The sequence below is a fragment of the Aureispira sp. CCB-QB1 genome, from assembly GCF_000724545.1.
GTDB lineage: Bacteria > Bacteroidota > Bacteroidia > Chitinophagales > Saprospiraceae > Aureispira.
On sequence record NZ_JHBV01000044.1, the window covers coordinates 43,885 to 58,456 of the forward strand.

General features: G+C 37.4%; 4 protein-coding genes. 1 reads left to right on the forward strand and 3 read right to left on the reverse strand.

Features of this window, described 5'->3' with window-relative positions; translation table 11 throughout:
• The first annotated feature begins 189 nt into the window (after positions 1–189).
• The gene (locus CG11_RS24545) at positions 190–1,662 is read left to right on the forward strand and encodes an aspartate aminotransferase family protein (RefSeq protein ID WP_052599587.1); all 1,473 of its coding nucleotides are present in this window, start codon (positions 190–192) and stop codon (positions 1,660–1,662) included.
• 79 nt (positions 1,663–1,741) lie between these two features.
• Here the strand turns inward: CG11_RS24545 and CG11_RS24550 are convergent, their stop codons facing one another.
• The 3 genes from CG11_RS24550 to CG11_RS24560 form a co-directional block, all read right to left on the reverse strand.
• The gene (locus tag CG11_RS24550) at positions 1,742–7,738 is read right to left on the reverse strand and encodes an alpha-2-macroglobulin family protein (protein WP_052599590.1); all 5,997 of its coding nucleotides are present in this window, start codon (positions 7,736–7,738) and stop codon (positions 1,742–1,744) included.
• 98 nt (positions 7,739–7,836) lie between these two features.
• Positions 7,837–8,271 carry a hypothetical protein gene (locus tag CG11_RS24555; RefSeq protein WP_052599592.1) on the reverse strand — a complete coding sequence of 145 codons (435 nt, stop codon included), beginning with the start codon at positions 8,269–8,271 and terminating at the stop codon, positions 7,837–7,839.
• 95 nt (positions 8,272–8,366) lie between these two features.
• On the reverse strand, positions 8,367–14,531 hold the full coding sequence (locus CG11_RS24560) for an alpha-2-macroglobulin (protein WP_052599594.1): 6,165 nt from the start codon (positions 14,529–14,531) through the stop codon (positions 8,367–8,369).
• Between the last annotated feature and the right edge of the window lie 41 nt (positions 14,532–14,572).

The window sequence follows — 14,572 nt, forward strand, 5'->3', positions numbered from 1 at the left end:
TTGTTTAGCCAATATTCTTGCTGTTTAATAACAGGTCGAAACCAAGGAGCCATAGCAAAATGAAACTGGATTCGTCCCTTTATGGGAACAACACATGCTCGCTAGATTATGATTTAGAGTTGTGTGGTCTCACAAAATTACCACATTAAAGCATTAAAATTAAAAAAAATAAATAATAGATTGATCAAAATGGAAGTAAAGACCAATAAGATTTCGATTCCTCAAAAAGGTTTATCGACAGAAGAAATACTAAGCGAGCTAAAAGCTATGAAAAAGAATGATGTGCCTTGGGATTCAGGGAAAGTGCTCGCTTATGTTTATGAACCCAAAAAAGAAACGGAAAACTTGACAAAAGAGGCTTATAAGATGTACCTCATTGAAAATGGTTTGGATCCAACAGCATTCCCAAGCTTATTAAGGCTTGAAAATGATTTGATTGGGATGGCAAAAGATTTGTTAGGAGGAGATGATGAAGTAGTCGGAAACTTTACCTCAGGCGGTACAGAAAGTATTATACTGGCTGTTAAAACGGCAAGAGACTATTTTAGAGCCAATCGACCAGAAATCCAAGTGCCAGAACTAATTATAGGAGAAACGGCACATGCAGCTTTCCACAAAGCGGGACATTATTTGGGGGTAAAAGTCGTCATGGTTCCTGTTGATAAAGACACTTTGAAAGTAGATCCGAAACTGGTTGAAGCAGCGATTACAGAAAACACCATTCTAATTGTTGGGTCGGCACCTTCTTATGCTCATGGGGTAATTGATCCCATAGAAGAACTTGCAGCGATGGCAAAATCTAGAAATATTTTATGCCATGTTGATGCTTGTGTTGGTGGCTTTTACTTACCTTTTGCCCGCAAGGCAGGCTATGATGTTCCTCCTTTTGATTTTAGTGTCGATGGTGTAACCTCTATGTCAGCGGATTTTCACAAATATGGATATGCTGCTAAGGGAGCTTCTTGTATTCTGCAAAAAAATAGAGATTTGAGACGGCATCAAATTTTTGCTTGTTCTAGCTGGTCTGGTTACACAGTGATTAATCCAACCGTATTGTCTAGCAAGACAGGTGGTCCTTTGGCTGGTGCTTGGGCAACCCTAAATCATATTGGACAGGAGGGATACATTGATATTGTCAAAGGTTGTCAAGAAGCTACTAAGTTATGTCGAGAAGGTATTGCAGCAATTCCAGAGTTAGAAGTAATGGGGGATCCTGACATCAATTTAGTAGCAATTGTTTCTACCGATCCTAAAATTAATGTTTTTGCTATTAGTGACTGGATGGCAAAAAGGGGGTGGCATATTCAAGTTCAATTAGCCGCTAATTGTTCTAAAGAAGCATTGCATTTGAGTATTAATCGAGCGAACGTAGCACATATTCCAGAATTATTAAAAGAATTTAAATCAGCGATTGCAGCATTAAAAGAAAAACAAGCACCTGAAATGGCATTGGATCCAGCTATGTTGGCGCCTATGTTTGATAATATGAATGCTGAAACGTTTGACAATCTAGCAGAAATGCTTGGTTTAGGAGGTGGAGAAGAAGGGGCAGGCTTGCCTGATAATTTAGAAATGATTAATAATATTCTAAATCAACTGCCTGTCCAACAGCGCAATGTTTTGCTAACAGAGTTTATGAATAAGCTGTTTAGTGCTATTTAAGGATTAAATTTTGTGATATTTACTACTGAATGCTTGATAATATTCGTCAGTCAAGCATTCAATAGTAATATTGTAAGCACTACTTTATAATCACATCTATCGCTTCAGAATGTGCCGTAAACTCAGGGGCATACATAGATTGAATTGTTGTAATCCCATTAGAAAATTGCCCCTTGTGGACGGCACGAAGGGTATATTCAAAAGTATATGCTCCTTTCTTTAACTCTCTAAAAAAGAAATTGCTAGAGGCATCTTTGGTCATTTGATAATAGCCTATGCCATTCTGATAATGATAACGACTGAGAACATTGGTCGGTTCAAAACCGGCTGCACGCATATCTTTTAGGTGTAAATATTCCATCGTTTGCCCTACTTCCAACTCAATTTTTACCAAAATCAAATCTCCTGGTTTTATGTCTGTTGTTTGAATTGGTGTGTGAACAACACCTGTTGTACTTGGCGTTTGCAAGAACAGCTCTTTTTTTATCTTTAGAGGTGTTTCTTGAAAAGTGCGGATGTTTTCAAATTGCTCAAAGTATTGCCAATAAGCAGCACCCAAAGCAGGCGTATTATTTTTATTGGTAATGCTTATGATTGCCATGTCTTTGTTGATCGAGTCAGAAGGCCAAGTTTTTTGAAAATAACCTGTTCCTAATTCTTGATCCATAGTTGTGGACGAAAAGGATTCTTTTCCAATTTGAATGTCCAAACCAATTGAATGGTCTAACCAATTGTTGCCAGACATCAGCAAAGCGTAACAAGCGGTAGTAGTCGCTTTTGTACTAGCCCAAGCAGCTCCTTTTTTCTGGCGCAATAACCAAAGCTTTAGTAAGTAGACAGCAGCATCGTCTTTGGCTACTTCTTCAAATAGCTCAATCATAATGGCTTGCGTTTCTATTGGCAATTGATGCGAATAAAATCCCCATGGTTGCGTCCAATACATCCCTTGTGTTGAATCTATAATAGCTTGATTTTTTAAGCTGTCGGCAATCATTTGCGCATATTTACTTTGAGGACGGATGCGATGAGCAGCCAAAGCCAGTAAGCCTTGTTGATAAATAGATTTATTGCGCCAATGCAACTTAGCTTGTTCCAAATAGTACTGAATGCTTTGAGCCAAAGCAGAGTCTTTTTGAATACTTGTAGCATCCCAAAAGAAACTTTTTGTATGTAAATATTGAATGGCAGAAGGACTCAGATTATCTTCCAAGCGCATGGCATCAGAATCTGGTTTAACTTGTTTGTTGTTTTGATAATAATGTGCTAACTGCTGGTACTGTTGGATGATTTGTTGGTCTGTATAATCCAATGCTTTTTTCAGCATTTGTTGAATCGCTTTGTTTTTAGACCATGCATTAGCACCCAATTGTTCTAATTTTGCCAACCCACTAAGAATATACTGTGTTATAAATGGACTGGAATGCCCTCCCTTAAACCAAGAAAAACCACCATCTTCCGATTGACGTTCTAGCAATTGGCGGCGGACTTTTTCAAACTCTTTAGCCATACGACTTAGTTTTAACAGCTGCCCCAAGTATTTTTGTCGCTCAGCACTTGAATTCGATTGGAGCACCCAAGGCGTTTCTTCTAGTAAAACCGATTTCAAAGTGGGATTATTCAGCAATTTATCCAAACTAGAACTAGGAACATCTTTTGCTGCCCAAGTTTCAAATAGCTTTTCGAGTTTAGGGTTTTCAGTAATAATTTTCGTAGCCAAACTATTCGCATAAAACCTTGAAAACAATTGTTCTGAACACTCATAAGGATATTCTATCAAATAAGGTAATGATAAAAGAGCTTCCCAAGCAGGGTTTGTGCTCATCTCTAAAGTAAATCGGTGTTGTTGTAAGGTAGTAGAAGCGTTGTGCTTCAAACCTTTAAAGACAACGTTTTGTTTTTGCTGTCCATGCGCCAAAATCGGCAAACTTTCCAAAACCAAGGTTTTATTACTAATAACAGGCAACTGATTTTGTTCGCCATCTGAAAAATTATCAGCCTTTGCGATTATCTTATACAAAACAGGGTTAGTCCAGTCCTGCGGAACTTTTAAGGTCCAGTGAACTTTGGTAACAGCTTCTTGTTTTAAATCAAATGATTGAATGGTATTGATATGCTCAAACTGGACATCAATAGGAGCATTGGTCAGCGCATCAAAAAGCTGTAACGTCACTTTTCCAGCTAGTGGCTCTTGGCTTAGATTAGCAACTTTGGTGCTGATGTCAACCATATCCCCTTGACGCAGAAAACGGGGCGTGTTAGGCATGACCATTAACTTTTTTTGTGTGACCAGTTCTTTGTGACTAAGGGTCGTTTTTAAGTCTTTTGTATGCGCCAAGAGCCTGAATTTCCAGCTTGAAAGCGCCTCACTCATCTTAAATTTAATGCTAATACTACCTGTACTATCTGTATTTAGATGCGGGTAGAAGAAAACAGATTCTTTTAAGTCGGAGCGTATTTCGACGTTGTTGAAGTTAGCAGACAAACTGTTTCGAGTTGCACCCCCTACATTATTGCTAGGAGAGAGCAATATAGCACCATTGGCATCACCATACTCGGCGGGAATTCCCGACGTAAAATTTGCAGAGCCCTCCAACTCATAACACATAATTATATTTCCATCATTGTATGTTAGTTGTGTGAATTCCTGTCGTTCCATAGTAGCGATTTCCTTTTCCGCCAATTCCAAAACAGGAATAATAATATTTCGACCATGGGCATCAACAGGATAATAAGGCAAAGAATTAGGCTCTAAATCTTGTTCATTCGGAATGCCATCACCATCTGCGTCCTTCGGCGTTGGGGGATGAGCATACCAAAATTGATTGAATTTTAGAAAAGAAGCAGTTGCATTGATATTGGGATCAACAATGGCGTAGGATTTGAGCGTAGGAAGCTGCCAGTTGGGCGATTGAGATACCTTAAATGTTCTTTGTTTGATATTATCTTTGCTGGACCAATCCTCTAAACTTCTGTAATAAGAATTTTGATACACATCGAAATGCCAAGAATGGCTTGTTAGATGGTCTAAGGAACTATCGTACATAGAAGCTAGTATTTCACTGGCAACTACCTCTCCATTAGGGCTAGTTATTTTTATAGTCCATTCTTCTTCTTGACCAGGTAGTAAATTGTCTCTAAAGGACAAATATTCTATGGTTAAATCTTTATTGCTCCAAGGTACTTGAATGTAATTTTCAAAATCATGAAAACGATTATTATAAATAGACAGCAATCGGTAGTGCAAATTACCTCGATGTTTCTCATTAAGTACAATAGGAACTTTTTGATAGGCTTGAGGTTGTAACCAACGGTATTCGTGTACTTTTTCATAGTTCTCTAGTTCTAGCAGAATATGGGCATCGTCAAAGTAAGAACCAACCTCCAGTAGAATGGTATCTTGGGGTTCTCCAATCAAAAAACTATCTTTATTATAATGCAATAAAGCAACATTGTAAGTAGGAGAAGGGAAGGTATCTTGTAGGTTAAAATAACGAATCTCTTCTTGAGCTAAGACAAGGCTGCTGTCTTGATAAATAAAGCGAATGCGATATAAGCCTGTCGCCCAATTTAAGGTATTCAGTTGCCATTCTTTGGATGCCGCATGGACTTGGTCTTTATAAATAGTATCCAATACGACCCAATTGGCTTTGTGGCGTTGGTTGTCATAAGCTTCGTAGAGAGGGAAATCTTTCTCAAATGCTGCGACAGTAGTGATCGTTGTATCAGGGATATTCCACAGCCTATTGATATAAGGATGCTTGGGAGTACTTAATTGCTCTATAACTAAATAAGTTTGAATTGAAACAGGCTGCTTAGAAGTAGAAGAACCTTGTTGTTTAGTGGCTTTGTAGTTGGCTATAGTTGAAGTCGAATGACGAACAATATTGGATTCATGGGCAAAAACAACATCTATAGAAGAATCATTTGAAGTTGAAAGGAAATAGTTGAGATTTTTTTGTGAAGTGTGCGTGGAACATTCAATGGTTTCGCCAGTTAAATCTACGATTGTCCCATGAAAGGAATAATCACTTTGATAGATCAAGGAATCTTTCTCTTTGTCAATTAACAATCGAACATAAAAGTTGCCCTTAGCATCAATCAAAGCAGTAGCTACTTTTAACGTATCTTGATATTCTTTTAGAATAGAATACTGAATTTTTGCATCCATCAAAGGCATTCCAGAAAAAGTTTTAGCTGTTCCGACTACAACTAAAGTATCCCTATATTCACCAAGTACAACAAAGCTCTCAACTTTTGTTTGCAGTGTTGGTTTTTTGTATTCTTCAACATCGAAATAAACCTTATTCCTGCTCAAAGAGTCCTGCAGATGCATTTCCCCCAATAAAATACTATTCGGTATTCTAAATTGACCGCTATAAGCGCCATATTCATTGGTGGTAATGATTTGACTGGCTATTTTTTGTTGATTAGCATCATAGAAATGGATGGTTGTTTTTTGGCGGGGTAGAATATCACTAGTGCCATCGGTATTAAACTGAGTAAGAATGCCTTTGTATTGAATGTTTTGTCTCGGTCGATAAATAGGTTTGTCTGTAAAGAGGTAGGTTTTTTTACCTTTTTTTAGGCGACTGTAGTCATTGTATCTTAGCTGATGATCGTCTAGCCACAATTGGTCTTTGCCTTTTTTAATTCGAATGGAGTAAGGTTTTGTACGGTTTAAATGAGTCGTTAGATGCCCTTGGTTGTTGCTGTATTGGGTGTCAATTTTTTTCCAATCTTTATCTAAAAACTGAACTTTTGCTTGCTCAATAGGCGCGCCATTTTTTCGATTAACAATAAAAAACTCATTAATAGACTGTCCTTTTTGAGGGCGCGCTCTAGCGATAAATGCCAAATCAGAAACTTGGAAATAAGCATAAACCAATCCATTTTTTTGATAAGAAAAATCAGCTTTGTGAGACATAATAAGTAGGTAAGCACCAGCTTTTTGAGCAGGAACCTTTATTTCAACAGAATGGTTTTTGAAATCATTTGACAACGGAATTTGCTCTTCCCAAGTATGACTATAATGAGATGCTATTTTAGCAATATAGGCACTCCAAATGGAATCGCGGGTTGTTGGTTTTGCTAATAAATCTAACTGGGCTTTTTCCTTGTAATAATGGTCAGGTAAAGGCAATAATTTGCAATAGACTTTGTCAATATTTTTGCTCGTAACTTTAACTAAAATATTTTGTTGAGTTGGAGTCACTGCCTCTATGGACAGACTTAATTCTTTTTGTAGAATCTGATTCAATAGCGCTTGGCAATTTTTTGCTCCAACGGAGTTAGGAAAGCGCTGAATGGCTGCTTGACAGATATCGTGCGCCTTTTTTATATTCCAGCGATTATTATAAATACTGTTTCTAAATTGAGGGTAATGATAACCATAAGGATTAAATAAGTCTTTGGCAACTTCATAACTAATCATGGTACCCATAGGAACATCTGCGTATGTTTGTTCCATTTCTAGCAAGCGAGTTAGGTAATAGCTGTTGTGTTTTTTTATTCCTTCATAATTATAATTTAATCCAAAGACCATTCGCTCCAAGTCAAATTTGGCAAGTAGATTGCGTTGGTTATGCTTCAAATAATGGCGTAGAAGCACTTGGTATAATTTATAGATTTGAATTCTTTTAGCGTGCTCATCATCAACTGTAAAATCAAAATGAATGAAATCTTCTACACGAACAAATGCCAAAGAATCACGAAAAGGATAGTGTTTTTTTGTCTTTTTATAAGTTGTATATGTCGATTGATGGGTAAGGTAATCAATCGCATTATCAACCAGTAAATCATAGAGTGAGTAGTTGGGAAGCGTATTGGTTATGGTGTCAAGCCCTAGCAAAACCACATAATTATGTGCCCAAACATTTTTGGGTGCTGTTGATGCTATTGCGGACAGTAGGTAACGGCTGGTTTCTTCTTGATAAAGACGCAGCATATTATCAATAGAATCTTGCACAGGATCAGGATCAGAATCTAGGGTATAGTTGCCTGTCGCATTCCAAATAACCCTTCTAGCTTTAGGGCGGATATTATTACAAACATAAAAATCACGTTGATACTTGATCAATAAATCTGCTAGATGAGCATAAAGTAAGGCATTAACAATAGAGTCTTTGCTTTGGTCTATTTGGGCGAGTAATTTAGGTTTTAAAGCATCAATTACCGTTAAATAACATTACAAACATAAAAATCACGTTGATACTTGATCAATAAATCTGCTAGATGAGCATAAAGTAAGGCATTAACAATAGAGTCTTTGCTTTGGTCTATTTGGGCGAGTAATTTAGGTTTTAAAGCATCAATTACCGTTAAATAACAAAGGTGCTTTCTATGGCTACTATCTTGGAGTCCTAACTCTAGTTCTACTTCATATTTACTTCTAAACAAAAATGCTTTTACATAATGGGCTCTAGCACTTAAATCAATTGTATCGTGTCGAGATTGTTCCATTAATTGATTTAATAAAGGAATAGCAGGTTTTAAATCTCTATAATGTTCCAAAGAATCAATCTTAGCCCATTGCTGAGTGTAAGAGTTGGTTTGTGCAAAAGAGGCGTTTAGAAAGGATAGCAAAAATAACGTAACGATTAAAGGTTTCATAGGTAAAAGTTTAGGATGCTATTTATAATAATATTGAAGCACTGGAAAGTGTTTCTCCAGTGCTTCTAATTGATCTTATTGTTGTTAGTTTACTTTTACTCAACAGAGACTCGAACGCCCTCAGAGTGAGCCGTAAATTCAGGGGCATACATACATTGAATGGTGGTGATTCCATTGGAGAAATCACCTTTGTGATTGACTCGCAAAGGATATTCAAAGACATAAGTACCTTTAGATAAATAACTAAAGAAGAAGTTGGTCGAAGCATCTCTAGTACTTTCGTAATAGCCCAAACCTCCTTGGTATTTATACTGACTCAAGACATTGGTTGGTTCTAAACCAGCTGCTCTCATATCCTTCATGTGAACATATTCCATATCTCGATCAACCATCAATTCAATGCGAACTTTAATCAAGTCTCCAGGTTCTAAGGTTTGGCTATCAATAGGTTTTAAGACAGGACCTCGATCGGTGTTAATTTGTTTGAACAGTTTCTTATTCAACGTCAAAGGTGTTTCTTTGAAATGCGTAATCTTGTCTAAATTCTCGAAGTATTGCCAGTACAAAGCTCCCCAAGCCACGACATTGTTTGGATTTTTGACCTTGATGTTTGCCATATCGTTGGTAATTTCATCTGCTTTCCAAGAAGTTTTAAAATACCCCGTTCCTGCTTCTTTCTTGATTTGAGATTGATCCAATTTTTTGTTGCCCAAAGTAATTTCAATTTCTTGGTCGTCCATCAACCAATTGTCACCGGACATGAGCAACGCATAACAAGCGGCGGCAGTAGCTTTGGTCGTTTTCCAATGAGTTGTCTGCTTGGCTTTTAGCAACCAAACTTTCAAATCTTCTACTGCCTTAGCATCTTTAGCTACAACATCAAAGACCTCAATCATCAAGGCATGGGTTTCGATGGGCAGTTGATACCAAAAGTAACCCGATGGATACTTCCAATACATGCCCATTTCATCGCTATTCAAGGCATTTTCTTTGGCAGCTGCAACAATTTTTTGAGGCGTTTCTAAGTCGGTTCCTTTTCTGTGGAAACCTAAGGCTAACAGTCCTTGCATATACATGGACTTATTTCTCCAATATTTTAGAGCTTGTCCTTCGTAGTACTGTATGGCTTCTAAAGTAGTTTTATTGGTAATTTTTTGCTCTAAAAAGAAGGTTCTAGCATAAAAATAATGAATGACCATTTGTCCTAGATGATCTTGCTCTAAGTACTCTTTTTCATTCTTGCTTCGTTTTGCCCATTTGAGCAATTCTTTGTAATGTCGAGCTAGCTCCACATCAATGTAGTCAACCGCTCGTTGAATCATTTTCGCCATCTTAGGATCAGATTGAATATCCTTGACCCCCAATTTATCTAGATGACCCATACCTTCTACAATATATTGGGTGATGTACCAGCTATCTCGACCACCAGGCATCCAACTAAAACCACCGTTTGCCAATTGACGATCCGCCATTTTGTCCCTAGCTTTTGTCAATTCATTCGCCATACGATTAAGATCAAAAAGTACCCCAATATTTTTCTTTTGAGTCGCTTCACTTTGCGCTGCCAAAACCCAAGGCGTTTCTTCTAATAAAGCATATTTAAGTTCCTCATTTTTAGCCAAATTACTTTTTAAAGCATCGGTATCAATATTTTTCCATTGATCAAAGACTCGTTTCACCTTGGGGTGTGCATTGGCAACATCAGAAGCCAAACTGTTGGCATAATAACGAGAGAAAATTTGTTCGGTACACTCATAAGGATATTCCATCAAATAAGGCAAAGATTGAATGGCATACCAAGCAGGGTTTTGTGTGAATTCTAAGGTCAGTTGATGGTGTTGGAGCGTTTTTGATTGACTGGCTTGAGCCATTCTATCAAAGGTGAATTTTTTAGTTTGTTTTCCTCGAACAGGGAGTGGTTGTGTTTCGGTGACCAACATACGATTGGTCAGCACAGGAATAGCGGCTTCTTCGCCATCGGAGAAATCACCCGCTTTAGCAACGACTCGATGCGTAACAGGTGTGTTCCAACCATCAGGAATGTTGAGTTTCCAAGCCAAAGGGGTGGATTGTCCCGCTTGAGCATCAAAAGAAAGCGTAGCTTGAGTATTACCAAAAGCAGCATCAATAGGTTGCATGCTAATCGCATCAAAGAGTTGTAATTGAGCCTTACCCTTCATGGCTTTTTCAGTCAAGTTGCTGACCTTAGCTGTAAAGTAAATTTCATCCTTTTCTCTAAAGAACCGAGGGGCATTGGGAACAACCATCAAGTCTTTTTGAGTGACGACAGATTTGGTGTCAGAGACAAAAGCCAACTCCTTGGTATGCCCAAAGAGCATGAATTTCCATTTGGTTAAGGCTTCGTTCATCGTGAATTTAATGATGATATTTCCATCTTTATCGGTCATTAAATCAGGATAAAAGAAAACAGTTTCATTTAAGTTAGTACGAACGTTTATATCTCCAAAATCTTCTTCAGGAGCCTGCTCTGGTGCTTCAGGCTTAGCTGTAATTTGGTCGTTAGAAACGACTGTTTTATCTTGTTCTGCATTCATAAAACCATCTGCTTCGACTTCTTCCATTTCTACAGAACTATCCATGATAGGAGCGCCCAATTTTGAACCTTCTTTTTTGGATCTCATGCGTCCTTTAGGACTGGCACTTTTATAAACCCGATTGCCACGAGAATAATCATATTCATAGAAAGAAAAACCATTCCAATCCAGTGTAGGGTAGGTTCTAGATGCACCCGATTTGTAGGTATTCCAGTCATGTTGTAGCAAGGCAGAACCCACCGTAGTAAACGAATTATAACCTTGTAAACTTAAACTCCTGTAGGAACTAGGATGAATATTGAAGTACCAAGAATTAGCACTAAAAGCATCTAAGGAGGCATCATACATACCCGCTAGAAATTCGGCGGCAACTTTATCTCCTTTATGACCAGAAATTTTAATCTTCCATTCTTCTTTTTGACCAGGATATAGTTTGTCACGGAATGTAGCGTATTCAACTTTTAAATCTTTGTTGCTCCAAGGAACATAAATCGTTCCTCCAGAGCTGTAAAAACGACCATCTTGAATGCTTGTTAGATGAAAATGTAGGTTGCCACGATGTTTTTCTTCTATTGAAAGACTACGAATGATTCTTCCTTTGGGTTGAATCCATTCTCGATGTATAATTTGATGATCATGTTCTATCTCATACAATACATAAGCAGCCTTTTCGTAAGTGCCAAAATCTATATTGATACTAGTGTCTGGTTCAGCAGTAAAAGAACTTTGAGCGAGAAACAAAGCATTGTTGAGCGGTGTTTTTTTAGCTTTATTGCTATACAATGTAAAAAACTTTCGAATCTCAATCGGAGCACCGTATTTATCTTTAGTTTTAAGCGTAACTCTATAACGTCCTTGTTTCCAATTGTTGACGTTTTTTAGCTCTAATTTTTTTGATTGTTTCGTATCAAAAGAAGTCCTTAAAACTTCTTTAGAGACCGACCAGTTGTTGGGCTCGTCCTCATTTTTGAAAGCATACAAAGGAAACTTTTTCTTAAAGCTTTCTTTGTCCATGTTTTCATAGTCAGGTTTAGACCACAAACGATTCTTGTAAATAATATTGGGTGTTTTCAATTGTTCAATGACAATTTCTCCTTGTGCTGCTTCAAATTGATAGTTAAGGTTTTGTGTGTTAATGCCAAAAGAAGACGTGTTTTCTCTGTTGACATTTTCGGGGATAGACAAACTAACATCCAAAGCAATATAACCTACTCGAACGGTAGATTGTGTCGTATGTGTCTCTCCTGTAATGTCGGTTACAGTAGCATGTACGGTATATTGAAATTCAGGATTTTTATCTTTTGGAATAGAGCGATCTGCTATTGCTTCAAAAGCAATTTCATATTCTCCTTTTTCATTGGTTGTTGTTTCTCCAAAAGTGATCTCTTGTTGTTCTCTATTAAACGGAATGTACCAACCCCAACGCCAATTCCAATAAGGAAAACGAGCTTGGCGAACCACACGATATTGCACTTTGGCACCATCAATATTATTACCTGCATAGGCTTTGGCGTGCCCTTGAACATGAACCGTATCGCCAATTTTGTAGGACTCCTTGATGGGCAGAGCAACGACTTCAAACTTAGGACGCTTGTATTCTTCAACTCTAAAATACTTTGTACTGTGGCTATGACTATCTTCCAAGTACATTTGACCCAACAAGCCACCTTTAGGAGCAGTGAATGAGCCACTAAAAGAACCATATTCATTGGTGGTTACCGTTACATCGGCTACTTTTTGTCGGTTGGCATCGTAAAAGGTAATGATTCGTTGTTGATTGGGGACAATTTTTTGATCTTTGCCATCTGTCATATGACTCAAGACCAAGCCCTTGAAGTAGACCAATTGTCCTGGGCGATAAATTGCTCTATCCAAAAAGAAATGTGTTGTCTGTTTTTGATAAGGAGCATTAGGATCATGGTTGTAGTAAGAGTCGTCGAGAAATAAAACATCCTCTTTTTGGGATAATTTAATGAAATAAGAACTTTGGTAATAACCATTTTTAGTTTGTAATCCTTGACTACTAATTAAACCATTTTTATCACTATCAGTCGTGTGTGCACGAATGGTTTCGTAACGTCTTAAAAGGCTATTGTATTTGGATACATAAAATTCTGCACGAACGCCTTCTAAAGGCATACCTGTTGTTCTATTCGTTACATAAAAACTATAATTTCCGTCATTTTGACGCGCTACAAGACTCATATTAGATACAAAGAAAGAACTATAGGCAATGCCATTTTCTTTGTAGGAAAAATCTTCATCCGCAGAGACTGCAATAATATAACGACCATTAGATAGTTTGGGAATTTCAAACTCAATGGTGTGATTTTGATAATCCCCCTCATCTTTAATCTCCAAAGACCATTGGTAAGTGCTGGATAATTTGCGCAAATATGCAGCACGTTTTTCGCCATACTTTTCATTCAAAGTAGTGTGTTGAGCTTTTGTAATCGGAATGGCTCTAAAGTATACTTTTTGTAGATTTTTGTAACTTAACAGAGCTAAGATAGGGGCATCAATCGCATTAATCTTTTCTACATTCAGAGACATATTCTTCTGCTGAATACTGCCGATTAGAGCTTCGCAGTGAGAAGCACCGTAAGACTTGGGGTATTGCTCTATTGCTTTTTGGCAAATTTCGTATGCTTTTTTGATATCCCAACGATATTGCTCGGTTGGAGAAGGTTGGTATTTTTGTCCTTGATTATAATAATAAGTAGCAATTTGAAAAGCAATTTCAGCGGCAACTTCTTGTTTTTTGTATTGTTGATGAAGTGCTTCTAAACGATCTAAATAAAGTAAGTTTTTATCATTTAAAATAGATTTGTTTAAAACATAACGCAATCGTCTAAGTTCTAAATCAATATAAGCTTTGGGGTCTTTGTCATCAACATGAAAGGCTAATGCTTCTTGATACAAACGCAAGGTTTGAAATTCCGAGGCAAGGCTATCTTTAGCTTTTAGTGTTGTATTAATAAAACTTGACCCATCGGCAAAATGTACTTTAGAATCCAAATAAAACTTAAAGGCAGGTTTCGTTAAATAGTATTTCTCAGACTCAAAAAAATCAAGGGCGCGATGAACAAGAAAATCATAGAGCGTTGGGCGTAGTCCCTCTACATTAAAAGAACTGTAGGTGATGGCTTCAAAATCTTTTATAGCCAACGTTTTGGTCTCATCATAAGTGATGCTTTGGTGGTACAATTCAAAGCATTTTTCTGTAATCCTAGCAACATCCCAAGTCCGAATATCTTCTTGTTTAAAATCTGCTGTTTTGGTTCGGTTTTGAAACTTGTACAAATGTTGGTTGAGATAACGGTCGTACATTTCAGCTACCATCGATAACAAAATAGGCTTGATTGGAGCTGTGGCTGTTTTTGCTTCTTCTTGAAAACGATAAATGGCTTTGATCAAACCATCTTCTTCTAAGCGTGCCTGATATTTATTAATAAATAAAAGGGCTTTGATTAACTGCGCCGTTTGGGCAGGATTTTCAGCGTCTTTTTTAATTTGAGTATAGAGCTTTTGAGTTTCTTCTAGTGCAGACTTGGTCAAACCATCATACTCTAATTTGTTGATGGCTTCCCAAGCTTTGGGATAATTATTCATTGTTGTCTTATTTGGTTTTTGTGCAAATAGGTTGATAGATAATGCAACCGTTATAAAGGCACAGATAATTCCCCAATATTTATTTTTTTGCATAATGTTTATTTTTAAGTTTAGGTATTGGGTCGTGTGATTTT